The sequence below is a fragment of the Sulfurimonas aquatica genome, from assembly GCF_017357825.1.
Taxonomy (GTDB): domain Bacteria; phylum Campylobacterota; class Campylobacteria; order Campylobacterales; family Sulfurimonadaceae; genus Sulfurimonas; species Sulfurimonas aquatica.
Genome location: NZ_CP046072.1, coordinates 2,152,835 through 2,168,758, shown reverse-complemented (window position 1 = coordinate 2,168,758; position 15,924 = coordinate 2,152,835). Strand labels below are relative to the sequence as shown.

At 34.3% G+C, this 15,924-nt stretch carries 18 protein-coding genes; 12 read left to right on the top strand and 6 right to left on the bottom strand.

Features of this window, described 5'->3' with window-relative positions:
- Positions 1-13 precede the first annotated feature (13 nt).
- Complete coding sequence (locus GJV85_RS10325) at positions 14-667, bottom strand: hypothetical protein (protein ID WP_207561304.1); 654 nt, start codon at positions 665-667, stop codon at positions 14-16.
- 99 nt (positions 668-766) lie between these two features.
- Here GJV85_RS10325 and fbaA point away from each other — a divergent pair, with 99 nt between their 5' ends.
- A complete protein-coding gene (gene fbaA, locus GJV85_RS10320; protein ID WP_207561303.1) occupies positions 767-1,846 on the top strand; it encodes a class II fructose-bisphosphate aldolase in 1,080 nt (359 codons plus the stop codon).
- Positions 1,847-1,890: 44 nt separating this feature from the next.
- Here the strand turns inward: fbaA and GJV85_RS10315 are convergent, their stop codons facing one another.
- Positions 1,891-2,355, bottom strand: coding sequence for a rhodanese-like domain-containing protein (locus tag GJV85_RS10315; protein ID WP_207561302.1), 465 nt, complete (start codon positions 2,353-2,355; stop codon positions 1,891-1,893).
- A 107-nt stretch (positions 2,356-2,462) separates the two neighbouring features.
- On the opposite strand from GJV85_RS10315, the gene GJV85_RS10310 reads away from it, so the two are divergent.
- Positions 2,463-3,269, top strand: coding sequence for a bacteriohemerythrin (locus GJV85_RS10310; RefSeq protein WP_207561301.1), 807 nt, complete (start codon positions 2,463-2,465; stop codon positions 3,267-3,269).
- Positions 3,270-3,271: 2 nt separating this feature from the next.
- Here GJV85_RS10310 and GJV85_RS10305 read toward each other — a convergent pair whose 3' ends face one another.
- A complete protein-coding gene (locus tag GJV85_RS10305) occupies positions 3,272-3,622 on the bottom strand; it encodes a hypothetical protein (RefSeq protein WP_207561300.1) in 351 nt (116 codons plus the stop codon).
- Positions 3,623-3,680: 58 nt separating this feature from the next.
- Between GJV85_RS10305 and cmoA the strand changes: the two genes are divergently transcribed.
- A complete protein-coding gene (gene cmoA, locus GJV85_RS10300; protein WP_207561299.1) occupies positions 3,681-4,388 on the top strand; it encodes a carboxy-S-adenosyl-L-methionine synthase CmoA in 708 nt (235 codons plus the stop codon).
- A gap of 4 nt (positions 4,389-4,392) precedes the next feature.
- Here the strand turns inward: cmoA and GJV85_RS10295 are convergent, their stop codons facing one another.
- Positions 4,393-4,614 (bottom strand): hypothetical protein, encoded by a 222-nt coding sequence (locus GJV85_RS10295; protein WP_207561298.1) that lies wholly within the window; start codon positions 4,612-4,614, stop codon positions 4,393-4,395.
- A 12-nt stretch (positions 4,615-4,626) separates the two neighbouring features.
- Positions 4,627-5,268: an endonuclease III gene (nth, locus tag GJV85_RS10290; RefSeq protein WP_207561297.1), complete on the bottom strand. Its 642-nt coding sequence runs from the start codon at positions 5,266-5,268 to the stop codon at positions 4,627-4,629.
- A gap of 63 nt (positions 5,269-5,331) precedes the next feature.
- Between nth and GJV85_RS10285 the strand changes: the two genes are divergently transcribed.
- From GJV85_RS10285 to GJV85_RS10275, 3 genes are all read left to right on the top strand, one after another.
- Positions 5,332-7,281 (top strand): response regulator, encoded by a 1,950-nt coding sequence (locus tag GJV85_RS10285; RefSeq protein WP_207561296.1) that lies wholly within the window; start codon positions 5,332-5,334, stop codon positions 7,279-7,281.
- A gap of 66 nt (positions 7,282-7,347) precedes the next feature.
- Positions 7,348-8,178, top strand: coding sequence for a peptidylprolyl isomerase (locus tag GJV85_RS10280; protein WP_207561295.1), 831 nt, complete (start codon positions 7,348-7,350; stop codon positions 8,176-8,178).
- Between the two features lie 15 nt (positions 8,179-8,193).
- Complete coding sequence (locus tag GJV85_RS10275; protein WP_207561294.1) at positions 8,194-9,048, top strand: pyridoxal-phosphate dependent enzyme; 855 nt, start codon at positions 8,194-8,196, stop codon at positions 9,046-9,048.
- On the opposite strand, the gene GJV85_RS10270 is transcribed toward GJV85_RS10275, so the two are convergent.
- The gene (locus tag GJV85_RS10270) at positions 9,038-9,718 is read right to left on the bottom strand and encodes a nitroreductase (protein WP_207561293.1); all 681 of its coding nucleotides are present in this window, start codon (positions 9,716-9,718) and stop codon (positions 9,038-9,040) included. The two genes, GJV85_RS10275 and GJV85_RS10270, sit on opposite strands and share 11 nt — an antisense overlap.
- 158 nt (positions 9,719-9,876) lie before the next feature.
- On the opposite strand from GJV85_RS10270, the gene GJV85_RS10265 reads away from it, so the two are divergent.
- The 6 genes from GJV85_RS10265 (at position 9,877) to GJV85_RS10240 (ending at position 15,901) form a co-directional block, all read left to right on the top strand.
- On the top strand, positions 9,877-12,453 hold the full coding sequence (locus GJV85_RS10265) for an ATP-dependent Clp protease ATP-binding subunit (protein WP_207561292.1): 2,577 nt from the start codon (positions 9,877-9,879) through the stop codon (positions 12,451-12,453).
- 86 nt (positions 12,454-12,539) lie between these two features.
- Positions 12,540-12,674 carry a 50S ribosomal protein L34 gene (gene rpmH, locus GJV85_RS10260; protein WP_207561291.1) on the top strand — a complete coding sequence of 45 codons (135 nt, stop codon included), beginning with the start codon at positions 12,540-12,542 and terminating at the stop codon, positions 12,672-12,674.
- On the top strand, positions 12,662-13,015 hold the full coding sequence (gene rnpA, locus GJV85_RS10255; protein WP_207563184.1) for a ribonuclease P protein component: 354 nt from the start codon (positions 12,662-12,664) through the stop codon (positions 13,013-13,015). Before rpmH ends, rnpA begins: the two co-directional genes overlap by 13 nt.
- On the top strand, positions 13,008-13,334 hold the full coding sequence (yidD, locus tag GJV85_RS10250; RefSeq protein ID WP_207561290.1) for a membrane protein insertion efficiency factor YidD: 327 nt from the start codon (positions 13,008-13,010) through the stop codon (positions 13,332-13,334). The genes rnpA and yidD overlap by 8 nt, the downstream gene beginning before the upstream one ends.
- Positions 13,335-13,337: 3 nt before the next feature.
- The gene (gene yidC, locus GJV85_RS10245; protein WP_207561289.1) at positions 13,338-14,945 is read left to right on the top strand and encodes a membrane protein insertase YidC; all 1,608 of its coding nucleotides are present in this window, start codon (positions 13,338-13,340) and stop codon (positions 14,943-14,945) included.
- A gap of 2 nt (positions 14,946-14,947) precedes the next feature.
- On the top strand, positions 14,948-15,901 hold the full coding sequence (locus tag GJV85_RS10240) for a Jag N-terminal domain-containing protein (protein WP_207561288.1): 954 nt from the start codon (positions 14,948-14,950) through the stop codon (positions 15,899-15,901).
- The last annotated feature ends 23 nt before the right edge of the window (positions 15,902-15,924 follow it).

Below are 15,924 nucleotides of genomic sequence, written 5' to 3'. Positions count from 1 at the left end.
TAAGTTTTATTTTTTATATCAGTGAATTAAAGTTGATGTCAGGTGGATTAATGATACCTGATTTTCTTAACCATACCAAACAACCTTTTTTCTCATTTCCATGTTTATCATGAAAGGTATGCACATTAGAGTGTTTAAATTCTCTTTGGACTAAAAGCTTATTATAGTCTTGATGATGATGAAGAAACTTTTTCAAATACTCATAAGCACTATCTGAAATCATAACAGTAGATATAGTAAAGTGCTTTACCTCTAAGTATCTAGCACAATCATTTAATCCATCACCTATAAAGTTAGTATTACCTAATATGTCTTTGAACTCATGCACTATTCCTGTATGAACAGCAATTTTAACACCTTCGAAATAGGGATACTTCTTGGCTATTTGATCAGAAAAATGGTTAAAGCTAAGGCCCAGTATAGTTCCAAACCCTTTTAGTCTAGGGTTGAGTAGACAATAAAAACCATCACCAGTCGAAATGTAGCCAAGAATAAGTCTAGAAAGAGGCATATTTGAATCATGTAGCATCTTCTCTATCATTCTTCTATAGCTTTGAGTGATAAAACTAACTATTTCAAGTTGTTGTGCTGATTTCAATTTAGAGAAGTTTATAATATCTATTAGTACAATATCAGTATTTATCTCTTTATTTTTTGGCTTAAGCATAGGCTCTTTTATTACGAGTGATTTTGAACAATTTTAACATAAAGTTCTTTTAAATATACTATATATTATAATTAGTGAATTAAATTTTTAGGAAGTGTAATGAGTAAAGGCATTTTAGATATCGTAAAACCTGGTGTTCTTTTTGGAGAAGATGTACAAAAAGTATATGCACATGCAAAAGAAGTTGGATTTGCTATTCCAGCTGTTAATGTTGTAGGGACAGACTCTATTAATGGTGTTTTAGAAGCAGCTGCAAAAGCGAATTCTCCAGTTATCATTCAGTTTAGTAATGGGGGAGCGTCTTATTATGCAGGTAAAGGACTCTCAAATGAAGATGAAAAAGCTGCAATAGCTGGTGCAGTTTCTGGTGCTCTTCATACTCATATGATGGCTGAAGCTTATGGTGTGGCTGTTATTTTACATACAGACCATGCTGCAAAAAAACTTCTTCCGTGGATAGACGCACTTCTTACTGCAAGTGAAAACTATTATAAGGCAAATGGAACTCCACTCTTTTCATCTCATATGCTTGATCTCTCAGAAGAGAGCATAACTGAAAACATCTTTTTATGTAAAAACTACTTAGAACGCATGAGTAAAATAGAGATGAGTATAGAGATAGAGTTAGGCGTTACAGGTGGAGAAGAGGATGGTGTTGATAATACAAACATTGATAACTCGCTTCTTTACACTCAACCTGAAGATGTTGCATATGCTTATAAAGAGTTAAGCGAAGTATCTCCTCACTTTACTATTGCCGCTTCATTTGGAAATGTTCATGGTGTTTATAAACCAGGAAATGTACAACTCACACCTAAAATACTCGATAACTCTCAAAAATATATTGAACAAGAGTTTGGAACTTCTGCTAAACCTGTGAACTTTGTGTTTCATGGCGGATCAGGTTCAGAGCCTAGTGAGATAAAAGAAGCAATAGGCTATGGCGTTATCAAAATGAATATTGACACAGATACTCAGTGGGCAACTTGGGAAGGTACAAGAGACTACTATGAGAAAAATCGTGATTATATGCAGGCTCAAATTGGTAACCCTGAAGGTGATGATAAACCAAATAAAAAATACTATGACCCAAGAAAATGGTTACGTGCTGGACAAGAAACTTTAGTAAAGCGTGTTCTTCAAGCATTTAAAGACTTAAACGCGATGGATCGAAACTAAAGCCTCATACTCTTAGAATATTAAGAGTATGAAAACTTGACTCATTATAGCAAAGGTGCATTCTTTGTGCTATTTGCTTTTGCTAGACTTACTAAACCGCCTTTTAAAACCTGAACTTTTTTAAATCCAATCTGTTTTAATCCAATTGCACCAAGTAGTGCCCTTGTTCCCGAATGACATACAATCACTATAGGTTTATCTGTTGGTAGCTTAGCTAAATTTTCTTTTTCAAAGAGATTTTCAATTGGTATATGTAGACTATTAAAGGCACTCAGAGTAATAATTGCATTTTCACCTTTTGTTCTTATATCTAGTAGAGTAAATTTTTCATTTTTACGTAACATCTTCATCGTCTCTTGGGCCTCTATAAATAGTTTAGAGTCAGCACAAGCTTTTTGAGTCATATGTGAATAGAATTTATTGAGTCTATCTGCCATATTAGTATCATAAGCTATAGCCGAAGTCGTAAGTGTTAAAGTAAGTAGCGATAAAAGTAATCTTTTTTTCATTATATTTCCTTATGTTTTTTATAACATAGAATTATATAATTGTTAGCTAATTTAAAACTGAAAGTGATATAATAAAATTATGAAGATACAAAGAAGGGTTTGCAATCATGTTTGAATGGAAGAAGGAGTATGAGTTAGGTCATTTGATGCTTGATAAGGAGCATCAAGAGCTTTTCAAAATTGCAAACGAAGCCTTTTGTGTTGTTGAACCATCTCAAAAAGAGCAGAAGATGAGTTCACTAATACAAAGATTAAGTGATTACTTTGAAATTCATATGATGCATGAAGAAGACTTTATGGACTCAATAGGCTATCCCGGCCTTCAAAATGAAAAAAAATCGCATGATAAAATTAAGAAAGATTTTCAAGAGTGGAGAGAAAATCATAAGCATAAGTCAATCAGCACTCTAGAAAGAGAGTTGGCATTTAATATTGAGAACACAATAATCACACATATTAAATTTGAAGATATGAAAATGCGTCACTGGTGTGAAAAGTATCATATAGATATTAAAGGTGTAAGGTGGCATGACACATACTTGCTGGGTAATGATCTCATTGATAAAGAGCATAAACACCTTTTTGAAATAGCGAATGAAGCTTTTAGATATGTTCCTGCACATCAGAGAAAAGAAAAAATTAAAAATATAATTCATGAATTATATAAATATGTAATTGAACACTTTAGCAATGAAGAGAAGTATATGGAGTCGATTAATTATCCTGCTTTAAAAGAGCATATTGTGATACATGAGAATATTAAAATAAAAATGAATGAATTCATTAAAAAATTCTCATTGCTCTCTTTAAAAGAGATTGAAGATAATTTAGCACTATTTATAGAAGAGTGGGTAGTTCTTCATGTTATTCACGAAGATAGCAAAATAGCCAAATGGGAGTTAAATAATAAGTAAATCTAAATATCTTGACTCTGCTCGTATATATCTTTGATATTTTTGACATTTGGATTTTTCAAGTAGTAGTTAGATAAAAGTAGATTGAGCCTGTTGAGGTTAAATCTCCAAAAGCTATCTTTGTCAAAAGAAGCATGATTTTTCATAGCTTCAAACAACTCTTTCTCATCTAAGTCTCCCTCTTTTAAAATAATTATATCAAGCATAATAGTATAGAGCACATCAGACTGCTCCTTCGTTCTATCATCATCAACTAGTTGTTTATTTGGTAAAAAAGCATATATCTTCCATATACTTATAATTAGAGCAAGTATGAAAAATATCATCATCCAGCTTGAAGTAGAAATCTCCATGAAAAACCTTTGTAATTGTAGGTTTTAATTATAGGCTAAATAAGGTAAAATTGCATTTATGAATGATAAAGTATTTACAAAACCAATAAAAAAACAGTTTGAATTTGATGAAGAGGTCGCTGCAGTCTTTGATGATATGTTAGAGAGAAGTGTTCCCTTTTATAAAGAGTCGCAAAAAATTACCGAGTTTTTTACCCATAAAAACTTAAGTGAAAATGGACTAGTGTATGACCTTGGCTGTTCCACTGCATCTTTACTTTTAAATATACACAGAAAACTAGAAGTAAACGCCGAATTAATTGGACTAGATAACTCTGAAGCTATGCTTGCGCAAGCTGAACGTAAGTGTGAAGCATTTGGCGTAGATATAGAAGTTAAAAATGCAGATATATTAACTTATGAGTACAAAGAAGCGGATGTATTTATCAGTAACTATACTCTGCAGTTTATACGCCCTCTTGTACGTGAAGAGTTAGTGAAGAAAATATCAGCCGCGCTTAAAAAAGAGGGTGTTTTTATATTTAGCGAAAAGGTTATCTCACATAGTCCTAAACTCAATAAAGATTTAATAGAGTGCTATTATGATTTTAAAAAGACTCAAGGCTACTCTGAGTATGAGATTATGCAAAAACGTGAGGCTTTAGAGAATGTTCTTGTCCCTTATAGTGAAGATGAAAATATAAAAATGGCACTAAACTCTGGATTTTCTCATTGTGAGGTTCTGTTTCGTTGGGCTAACTTTGCTACTTTTATAGCAGTGAAGTAAAGGGTTAGTAAACATTACCCTCTGGCTCTGTTTTTTTCTTTTTTAAAACATTTTTCATCTGCTCATAAGTAATCAGGTCATCTTCTCCACACTCTTTATGATAGTAACCTTGCAAGTCATAGTACTCTTTACAATCACTATAGTATTTAGCAGAGATGCCATGCTTGTTTACACAGCCGGTAAAAAGAACTATTAAAAGTAGTAAATAAGGGGTAATTTTAATCATGAGAAATTATATCTAAACTTTGAATGTTTCTTTTGTTTTGCAGTACTGTGTTAAAAAACAGTTATCGCAGTCGGGATTCTTGGCTTTGCATATATATCGACCAAAGAGCACCATCCCTTGATGCAGGGCATGGAGGTTGTTTTTAAACTTTTTCACTAAGGTTGCTTCTGTCTTAATGGCTGTTTTATCATCACTTAGTCCTAGTCTATGTGCTACTCTAAAGACATGGGTGTCTACAGCCATAAGATTAGCTCCCGTGTACTCTATCATAACAACATTTGCAGTTTTTTGACCAACACCGGCAAGTGTTTGAAGATCTTTTTCATTCATAGGGATCTCACCCCCATAGTGCTCTACTACTCTTTGTGCCATAGCAATAATGTTTTTTGCCTTGTTATTAAAAAATGAGCAGCTATTTATAAAGCTTTTGACATCATCAAGCTCTGCATTTGCAAGCTCGGCAGGAGATGGATATTTAGCAAAAAGAGGTGGGGTGAGAATATTTACTCGCTTATCAGTACATTGTGCTGAGAGTGCAACAGCTACTACAAGTTCATATGCATTTTTATATGTTAGCTCTGTTACAGCATCACTATATCTATCTATAAAGAGTTGATGTATCTCTTGTATCTCTACTTTTGTTGCTTTTTTCATAAAAGCATTTTACCCTCTTTTTGTGATATAATCAAAGCTTTAAACATTCTTAAGGAAATATATATGGGTATTTTTTCACGACTTTCACTCTCAAATTTTAGGGAAAATAAAAACTCTGCAACTAAAGGTATAAATTTTGATAACTATTTTGATAGAGATTTCTTTGCTGAAATAGTAGATAGTAGTAGCTCTATGATGGTTTATTTTTTTAAGGGAGAGGGTTGGATAGGAGCTTCTAAAAGCTTCCTTGAGACTTTTGACTTTGCAGATATAGCGGAGTTTAATGAGAAGAATGAAAGTATCCGTGATATGTTTTTAAGTGAAAGTGAAGAGATATTTACAGAGTCAGATAAGAGTTGGCTAGATTATATAAAGAAGTATAAAACTAATGGTTACTCACTGCGTATACTTGGAAAAGATAAGAGTGTATTAAGTATAAAGGCGAAGTGCCATAGCTATTCAAAAAATACAAATTTTTACATTTTAGAGTTAGAAGATGTTTCTAAACTACACGAAGCCAAAGTAAATACAGAGGCAGTTGAAAAATTAAAAACTAAGTTTTTAGCAAATATTGGACATGAATTTAGGACACCAATGAATGCAATTTTAGGCTTTGTTGAACTTATGCAACAGACAAATTTAGACAAACAACAGCTTGAATATATAAATATGATAAGCCACTCATCAAAAAACCTAATGACAAATATAGAAACACTTCTAGATCTCTCCCAACTTCAAAGCGGAAGACTGGAGGTTGATTCACTCCCCTTAAACATTTTGCCAAATATGGAAAGACTCGCATTTGTTTTTTGTAAAGAGGGCTCACAAAAGGGTGTGAAAGTTTTAACTTTTATAGATCCAAAGTTACCTCAAGAAGTTTACAGCGATGCTAAAAAAATAAACCAAGTTATGTTTTCTTTGATTGACAATGCTGTGAAGTACACACCAAAAGGTGGAAAGGTTATTATAGAAGTAAAACTTCTTAAACGCCAGAAAAATGGTGATTGTAGTATTGGTTTTGGTGTTAAGGACAATGGGAGTGGAATCTCTGCAGAACAGATGGCATCTATAAATGAACCCTTTACATCAAGTAATGCAGGTAATGAAAGACTTGGAATTGGACTAAATTTATCTCAAGGCCTTATAAAACTACTTGGTTCAGAGTTAAAGATTCAAAGCAATGGAGGAGAAGGAACTTATGTGAATTTTGTCCTTAACTTTAAAGCAAGTGTTGGGCAGAACTTTAAAATGATGCCTAAGACAAAAGTTAAAGTACTTCTCTTAGATCAAAAGAGGGTAGATGAAGCAAACTTTTTAACTATATACTTACGTGCTTTTGCTATAGATGTTGTTAAGTCAAATCAACTAGATGAAAATGTTTATAGTGGAGTTGAAGCTCTTTATATAGTTGCAGATAAAGATGATGCTTCTTGGAGATCACAACTTGGTACATATGTTAAGAAAACACCTATTACTCTCCTTTTAGACAATGGAGGAAAACTACCAACACAACTGACTCACCTAATTGATGAGACTATAGCAAGACCACTTCTTGCAAGTAATGTTGCAAAGCATCTCTATACAATAAACAGTTTAGTGATGAAAGAGGAAAAAGCTAAACTCAAAATCAGACCACATTGTGAGGCATTAGTTGTTGAAGATAATCTAATAAACCAGAGACTTATTCAAATTCTGCTACAAAGTTACAATATTTTAGTTTCAACAGCAATCAATGGAGTAGAAGCAGTGGATATGTGTGCTAAATTTAAATACGATATTGTTTTTATGGATATAGATATGCCAGAAAAAGATGGAATTTCGGCTACTAAAGAGATAAAAGAGGCTGTAACGCCAAATGGTGATACACCTATAGTTGCACTTACTGCAATGGCTATGGATGGAGACAGAGATATGCTTATAGCTAAAGGCCTTGATGATTATATGGCGAAACCTTTAACACGTGAAAAGTTAGAGAGTATTTTACAAAAGTATCTAAATATAGAGCAGGAGTAGTAGCTGTTTAATAATTGTTAGTTATTTGAGATTAAACTTCTTGTAATTAATAAATGAGGAATCAAAATGAATACTGCGACAAAATTTCTATCTACTATCCTTCTTACAGGTTTAGTTGCAAGTGCAAACACTTTAGTAACTGTAAATGGAAAAGCTATAACTCAGAATGAGGTTGATGCTGAACTTATGAATGCTACTCAAGGAAGGTTTAACCAAGTTCCTGCAGATAAGCAAGCTGAATTTAGACAGCAAGTACTACAGCAACTTATAGGTAAAGAGTTAATCTTTGGTGATGCAAAAAAGACAGGTATTTTAAACTCAACAGAGTATAAGACAGAGTATGCAAAGTTAGAAGAGAGAATGAAAAAAGAACTTGCAGTTCAAGTTTGGCAAAAAAAGCAGCTTGATAGCATAAGTATCTCTGATAAAGATTTAAAAGATTACTATAATAAAAACAAAGAAGAATACAATGAAAAAGAGAGCGTTCACGCTCGCCATATTCTTGTAAAAGAAGAAGCAGAAGCTAAAAAAATCATCTCTAAACTTAAATCTTTAAGTGGTCAAAAGTTAAAATCTAAATTTATTGAACTTGCAAAATCAGAATCAACAGGACCTAGTGGACCAAAAGGTGGAGATTTAGGTTTCTTTACTCAGGGTCAAATGGTTCCTGCGTTTAATGATAAAGTATTTAGTATGAAAAAGGGAACTATTACAAAAGAGCCTGTTAAAACTCAGTTTGGATTTCATGTTATCTATTTAGAAGAGAAAAAAGCTGCAGCTACTCGTGCATATTCAGATGTAAAAGCTTTTATTGAACAGCGTTTAAAGATGGAAAAATTTAAAACTGTTATGAAAGAGAAAATGGATGCTCTACAGAAAAAAGCAACAATCAAATAATTTTTAAAACTCCTCATGCAAAACTCAAGCATCTCTAAAATCACTTTAGAGGGCAGAGAGTTTCTTGTTAAGCGTGACGACCTTATTGACCCATTTTTAGCAGGGAACAAATACCGAAAACTATACGCACTCTTACAGACTCCTGACAATAAATACTCAAAAATAATTTCTTATGGTGGAACACAATCAAATGCTATGCTCGCTATTGCAGCGATGTGTCACAAAAAAAAGTGGAAATTTGTTTACTACACTAAACCTGTATCTAAGTCTCAAAAAGAGCAAAAGAGAGGCAACTATTTTTATTCACTTAATTTTGGGATGGAGCATATTGAGATAGAAGAAGAACTTTACCGTGACTTTATCGCATCCTTACGAGTAAATTCAGACGAGAAGACTTTTATTATTGATCAAGGTGGGGCTAACACTAGTGCAAAAGAGGGACTTGGTGTTTTAGCTGAGGAGATAAGAGCTGAAATGTTAGATGTAAAGAGTGTAGCCACACCATCAGGAACAGGGACAACAGCTCTTTTTTTAGCATTAGCTCTTCCTGAATTTAAAGTATATACCACACCATGTATTGGAAACACAACTTACCTTAAAGAGCAGATGTCGGCACTTGGAGATATACCAAGTAACTTAATTATTTTAGAACCGAAAAAGAAGTATCATTTTGCAAAACCCTATAGAGAGTTTTATACTATTTATAAAAAGCTACAAGAAGCAGGAATAAAGTTTGATTTACTATATGCTCCGGCTATGTTCGAAGCACTTCTAAATCAAGTAGATGAAGAAGTATTGTATATTCATAGCGGAGGAGTGAGTGGAAATGAGAGTATGCTCAAGCGGTATGAGCAAAAGTTTAGTCTATAAAAGTTACACTATCTTCTAATCTAACTTTCTCTGGTTGGTAGCTATTTATTTTAGCTTCTTTATCTTCATAGCCTAAAACTACACTATATAAAAGAGCTAAATTATCAGGAGTCTCTAACGTACGAGCAACTACTTTACCAAACTCTGTAGTAGAACCTTGAGGACAACTGTCAATTCCATACTCTTGAGCAGCTAGCATGATACTTTGCATATAAGCACCACAATCAATAAACGCACCTTGCGCCCCATCTATATTTGCCTTATCTGTAAATACAAAGATTACGGTACTCGCACCAAACCATCTAAAGTTGTCATGCCACATCTGAAGTCTAGTAGCATCGTCTTTTCTATCAACATCCATAAGTTTATAAAGACCAGCCCCCGTAACAATACGGCGTTTCTTATAAGGATTAGTCCATTTAACAGGATAGTACTGTATAAACTGGTCATGCATTACACCAGTGCTCATTTTCTCAATGATAGCATCTCCAACACTCTTTAAAGTCTCTTTATTACTGATAGCATAAGTTACCCATGGCTGCATATTCGCCCCACTTGGAGTCATTGCCGCTGCACTTAAAATCTCTTCTAAAATCTCTTTTGGTATTTTTTTATCAGTATAGGCTCTTTTTGAAGAACGGTTTTTTAAAGCTTCTAAAACTGTTGGCATACATACTTCCTAAATAAATTTTTGAAATTATAGCAAATTTGATTCTAAGTTTTGCTGAGAGCAAGAAAATTTATTCTTTATGAACAATAACTAAACTAACTTGACAAAGAGTGACTCAAGGTGATATAATTACTCATACAAATAAAAAGGATATAAAAATGAATAATATATTTGAGAAATTAACACATAATATGACACAAAGTATTGAGTCAGCAGTCTCATTAGCACTGCATAATAAAAATCAAGAAGTAGAGTTAGTGCACTTTTTATGGGCACTTTTAACAAATTCTAGTTCAGTTCTAAATCAGATGTTTAACAAAATGAATATTGATAAGTCAGCAATTGAGTTAGATGTAAAGAGTTTAGCTGAGAAGCTTGCCAAGTCCTCTTCTATTACAAAAGAGAACATTAAACTATCTAGAAACTTTGTAAGTTCACTAGAGGGTGCAGCAGGGCTTATGACACAAAATGGAGACGCTTTTTTAGCTGTTGATACATATATATTGGCAAATTTAAAAACTGAACCATTGGCTTCTCTTTTACCAAAGTACATAGATGTAAGCGAGTTTGCTAAAAATTTAGAAGCGGCGCGTGGTGGGGCAAAAATAGACTCACAAAGTTCTGATGAAAATTTTGAGGCGTTAGAGAAGTATGGAATTGACTTAACGAGCGAAGCAGCAGAGGGAAATCTCTCTCCTGTAATAGGACGTGATGAAGAGATAAGTCGTATGATGCAGATTTTAATTCGTAAAACAAAAAACAATCCTATGCTTTTAGGTGAGCCTGGAGTTGGTAAAACAGCTTTAGTGGAAGGACTTGCCCAGAGAATTTACAATGGGGAAGTTCCTACATCACTAAAAAATAAAAGAGTAGTAGCATTAGATATGAGTTCACTTATAGCTGGCGCTAAATATAGAGGAGAGTTTGAAGATAGACTAAAATCTGTAATAGATGAAGTTAAGCAGAGTGGTAATATTATCCTTTTCATTGATGAGATTCACACTATAGTCGGAGCGGGAGCTAGTGAGGGAAGCATGGACGCCGCAAACATTCTAAAACCTGCACTTGCTCGTGGAGAACTTCATACTATTGGAGCTACTACGCTTAAAGAGTATAGAAAGTACTTTGAAAAAGACACAGCACTACAACGCCGTTTTTTACCTATTAATTTAGATGAACCAAGTGTAAACCAGTCTCTTCAGATTCTTCGTGGAATTAAGGAGCGCTTAGAGACTCACCATAACGTAACCATTACAGATAGTGCATTAGTCGCAGCGGCGCGTCTCTCTGATAGATATATAGCAGATAGATTCCTACCAGATAAAGCGATAGATTTGATTGATGAAGCAGCAGCTGAGCTTAAGATGCAGATAGAGTCTGAGCCTACAGTTTTAAGTACGGCTAAACGTAAAAGCTCAGAACTCCACGTTGAACAAGAAGCACTAAAGATGGAGACAACGCCAGCAAATGAGAAAAGACTCTTGGAAATTCTAAAAGAGTTAGCAGATGTTGATGAGGAAGTAAGAGCTTTAGAGTCTCAGTTTGCTACTGAAAAAGAGGTGTTTGAGAAAATATCTAAAATAAAAAATGAGATAGAACTAAAACGCCGCGAAGCAGCTAGTGCTAAAAGTGCGTCTGAATTTAACCGTGCTGCAGAGATAGAATATGGGGAAATTCCAGCGCTTCTAGAAGAAGAGAAGCAGATAAATCTAAACTGGGATAAACTCCAAGCTGAAGGAACACTACTTAAAAATAGTGTTGATGAAGACTCTATTGCCTCTGTTGTATCGCGTTGGACACATATTCCAGTAAATAAGATGCTCCAATCTGAGCAGACAAAAATTTTAAATGTAGAAGCGGAACTTAACAAAGATGTTATAGGTCAAGGAAAGGCTACTCATGCTGTTGCTCGAGCTATTAAACGCAACAAGGCAGGTCTTTCAGATTTAAATTCACCGATTGGTAGCTTTTTGTTCTTAGGTCCAACAGGTGTAGGTAAAACGCAAACGGCTAAAACACTTGCAAAATTTTTGTTTGATAGTGAAGATGCAATGGTAAGAATTGATATGAGTGAGTATATGGAAAAACACTCAGTATCGCGTTTAGTGGGAGCTGCTCCTGGATATGTAGGTTATGAAGAGGGTGGACAGCTTACTGAAGCAGTAAGAAGAAAACCATATAGTGTAGTTTTGTTCGATGAGGTAGAAAAAGCACATCCAGATGTTTTTAACATGTTGCTTCAAGTTTTAGATGATGGGCGTTTAACAGATAACAAAGGTGTGACAATCGACTTTTCAAACACTATAATTATTTTAACATCAAACATAGCAAGTGATAAAATTATAAATAATGAACAGTCGGATGAGCTAGATTCTTTAGTAATGGCTGAGTTAAAGCAGGCATTTAAACCAGAATTCTTAAATCGTTTAGATGATATAGTGATATTTAACGCGCTTGGCCAGGATGAAATAACAGGCATAGTAGATATCTTTTTTCAAGATATTGCTAAAAAAGTTGAACAACGAGATATTGAGTTAGTCTTAAGTCCAGAAGCAAAAGCATATATAGCAGAAGCTGGATTTGACCCTGTGTATGGTGCACGTCCACTCAAACGTGCTCTATATGAGATAGTAGAAGATAGACTTGCCGACTTAATTTTAGAAGGTAAAGTTATGGAGGGTTCAAAAGTAAGTTTTAACATAGAAAATGGTGAAATTGCGGTACTTGTATCGTAATTACCATAACACTAGTTCAATCTTAATGACCTTTTAAGTAATATTTTTGTAATATTTCGAACTTAATTTCATAAAGGATATGTCAAATGAAAAGAACATACCAACCCCATTCAACACCTAGAAAAAGAACTCACGGTTTTAGAGCACGTATGGCTACTAAAAATGGACGTAGAGTTTTAAACCGTCGTAGAGCTAAAGGTCGTAAAAGATTGTCAGTTTAGGCGGATTTAACACACTAAAGCTCCATAAGGAGTTTCAGTATGTTTATAACAAAGGAAAGAATCAACATTCTAGCGGTGTTGTACTTTTTTTTCTCTCTCAAAATGGAATTCACAAAGTAGGTTTTACCGCAACAAAAAAGTTAGGTAACGCTGTTAAAAGAAATAGAGCTAAACGTAGACTCAGAGCTCTTTTTTGTGAATATTCCGACTCTCTTAAAGATGGTTCTTATGTATTTGTTGCAAAAGTCGGTCTATTTGACAGCTCTCATGAAAAACTTACCAGTGACTTTAAAAAAGTACTTACAAACGCAAAAATGTTTAAAGAAGTGAGTAGTGATTAAAAAATTATTATTAGGGTTATTATGGCTCTATCAGAAGTTTTTTACGCTAATTGGTTTTGGTTCATGCCGTTATTACCCATCTTGTAGCGAATTTGCACGTCTAAATTTCGAAAATAACTCAATTTCAAGTGCATTTTACCACTCTTTTACTAGAATACTACGTTGTAATCAGCTTTTTGATGGTGGGATAGAGCATCCATTGCTCGATAAATTAAAATGTAACCCCAAAAAACTTGAGCTTGATACTATAAAATATTGGTGGGTACCAAATAAAAAAAACCGACATTACATTATAAAAAATTTTTCATATAAAGGGTAACTAGTGTTAGACAAATTGTCACCAAATCAGAGACTTTTAGTAGCAGTACTATTGTCAGTAATTTTTTTCGTAGCTTATACAGCGATTTTTCCACCAATAGAGATGGAGGCGGCACAAGGTGCTAAAACCAAAACAGTAGAGCTTAAAGGCACAAATGAAGAGAGTAATACAGTAGTAGATTCTCCAGCTGGTCATAGTATCTCCAAACAAGATAAGATAGCGGCAAGCGCTACAAATAATATTTTAACCGTTACAAATAAAAATTATATTTTAAAAATGGATACACTTGGTCGTATCTCTTCAAAAGAGTTACGTCAAGAGAAATTTAGAGATAAAGAGGATAACCATGCTCAGTTGATTCCTGCATTTGGAACTAAACCTCTTTATATTAGATTTTTAGATGAAAATTTAAACGCAGAAGCAACTTCAGTCGCGTATACCGCAAGTGCGGCAGAGTTAAATATAGATGGTTCGCCTAAGAGCGTAACTCTTACTCAAAAGTTATCAACTCTTGAGGTAGTAAAAAAACTTACATTTTATGATGATGGCCATTATGACGTAGAGATTTCACTCTCACAAGATAAGAGATACTTTGTTTACCTAGGTCAACGTCCACAAGTTAATGAGACTGAGCAGATGATGACAGTCGTTGGCGCTATGGTTTATACTGATGATGAACTTGTAACCATCATCGAAGATGGAGATGCTGAGGGTAGAAAGTCTTTTACTGGAGTAGAGCTTATCTCTGCGTTTGATCAGTATACTGCGTCTATCATGTATGGCTTTGCTAAAGAGAGAAACATCATAGTTGAAAGAGACCGTGACGATAATCCAATTACATATTTTGACGGGCTACAAAACATTAAGTTTAGTGGTTATATTGGTCAGAAAAATTATAAAACATTAGAAGCTATCAATCCAGTTTTAACAAACGCAATAGAGTATGGATGGTTTACTTTTGCTTCAAAACCACTTTTTGCGCTTCTTTCATGGTTACATGGAATTTTCGGAAACTGGGGATGGGCGATTATCGCGTTAACCGCAATAATCAGAGCTATTCTTTATCCATTAACATATAAGGGTATGGTCTCTATGCAGAAGATCAAAGAGCTTGCTCCCAAGATGAAAGATCTTAAAGAGAAGTACAAGTCTGATCCAGCGCGTTTAAACCAAGCAACTATGGATATGTATAAAAAACATGGAGCTAATCCTCTTGGTGGTTGTTTACCAATGTTAATGCAAATTCCTGTCTTTTTTGCAATCTATCGCGTACTTTTAAATGCAGTTGAGCTTCAAGGTTCTCCATGGATTTTATGGATAAATGACCTTTCTCGTATGGATGGCTATTATGTATTGCCAGTTCTTATGGGCGCGTCAATGTTTTTTCAACAAAAACTTACGCCAACAAACTTCACAGATCCTATGCAAGAAAAAGTTATGAAGTTTTTACCTGTTATTTTTACAGTTTTCTTTATAACTTTCCCATCAGGACTTGTACTTTACTGGTTTGTAAATAACCTTTTCTCAATTGCTCAGCAGTCAATAGTAAACCAACAGTTTAAAAATGCGAAAGACGCAAAAGCTGTAGTAGAGAAAAAAAGCGAGAAGTAGAGATGGTTAAGATTGAAGCAGTAACGCTAGAAGAAGCATATGAAAATGCTGCAAGTAAGTTTAATTGCTCTGTTACTCAACTTGTAGTTGAAGTGATTCAAACGCCAAGTAAGGGCTTTTTAGGTATGTTTAAAAAGTCGGCTATTATTGTAGCTGCGATTGATAGCAAAGCTACACAAAGCGTTGATAAGACTCCTGAAGTTAAAGCTCAAGTTAAAGAAGCCAAAGCTCCAGAAAAAGAGTCAATAAAGACTCCAAAAGAGAAAGATAAAGCAACGCCATCTCCTAAGAAAAAAGAGAAAGAGGCCCCTGCAGAGGAAGCTACTCCTAAGCCTTCTCATACAATGCTTAACGAGACTATCATGCCAGCGTCGTTTGTTAGCGATCAAGACGATGAAGATGAGATAGGAAGTGGACTTAACTATACAGCAGATTATGATGATGAGTTTGACGAGAGTGGGGAAGAAGAGACTCCACTAGAAGTCAGCAAAGATATGAGTGCCATAGTTGAAGAAGTTAGCAACGAAATTAACTCTATGTTCAATCTTACTTGTTTTAATATAGATAAGATAGACGTAAGCGCTTATGACAATGAAACGCTTCTTATAGAGTTTAAGGGTGATGACGCAGCACTGTTAATTGGAAAAGAGGGTTATAGATACAAAGCACTCTCATATATGCTTTTTAACTGGATAAACTCTAAGTATGACATTCAATTGCGTTTAGAAATAGCTGAGTTTTTAAAAAATCAAGAAGAGTCGGTTGCAAGGTACTTAACGAACGTATATGAAAATATAGATAAAGATGGACGCGCTCAAACGAAAATTCTTGATGGCGTTTTAGTTCAAATTGCACTTAAAGAGTTACGTGAAAAATACCCTCAAAAATATGTAGTTATTCGCTCTACAAAAGATGGTCTTAAATATATTATAGTTAATGATTACCACAACAGCTAAACTTTTTAAGATTTAGCTATAGG

Coding starts and splice junctions, on each gene's coding strand:
- GJV85_RS10325 (WP_207561304.1), bottom strand. CDS start 667: ATGCTTAAGCCAAAAAATAAAGAGATAAATACTGATATTGTACTAATA.
- fbaA (WP_207561303.1), top strand. CDS start 767: ATGAGTAAAGGCATTTTAGATATCGTAAAACCTGGTGTTCTTTTTGGA.
- GJV85_RS10315 (WP_207561302.1), bottom strand. CDS start 2,355: ATGAAAAAAAGATTACTTTTATCGCTACTTACTTTAACACTTACGACT.
- GJV85_RS10310 (WP_207561301.1), top strand. CDS start 2,463: ATGTTTGAATGGAAGAAGGAGTATGAGTTAGGTCATTTGATGCTTGAT.
- GJV85_RS10305 (WP_207561300.1), bottom strand. CDS start 3,622: ATGGAGATTTCTACTTCAAGCTGGATGATGATATTTTTCATACTTGCT.
- cmoA (WP_207561299.1), top strand. CDS start 3,681: ATGAATGATAAAGTATTTACAAAACCAATAAAAAAACAGTTTGAATTT.
- GJV85_RS10295 (WP_207561298.1), bottom strand. CDS start 4,614: ATGATTAAAATTACCCCTTATTTACTACTTTTAATAGTTCTTTTTACC.
- nth (WP_207561297.1), bottom strand. CDS start 5,268: ATGAAAAAAGCAACAAAAGTAGAGATACAAGAGATACATCAACTCTTT.
- GJV85_RS10285 (WP_207561296.1), top strand. CDS start 5,332: ATGGGTATTTTTTCACGACTTTCACTCTCAAATTTTAGGGAAAATAAA.
- GJV85_RS10280 (WP_207561295.1), top strand. CDS start 7,348: ATGAATACTGCGACAAAATTTCTATCTACTATCCTTCTTACAGGTTTA.
- GJV85_RS10275 (WP_207561294.1), top strand. CDS start 8,194: ATGCAAAACTCAAGCATCTCTAAAATCACTTTAGAGGGCAGAGAGTTT.
- GJV85_RS10270 (WP_207561293.1), bottom strand. CDS start 9,718: ATGCCAACAGTTTTAGAAGCTTTAAAAAACCGTTCTTCAAAAAGAGCC.
- GJV85_RS10265 (WP_207561292.1), top strand. CDS start 9,877: ATGAATAATATATTTGAGAAATTAACACATAATATGACACAAAGTATT.
- rpmH (WP_207561291.1), top strand. CDS start 12,540: ATGAAAAGAACATACCAACCCCATTCAACACCTAGAAAAAGAACTCAC.
- GJV85_RS10240 (WP_207561288.1), top strand. CDS start 14,948: ATGGTTAAGATTGAAGCAGTAACGCTAGAAGAAGCATATGAAAATGCT.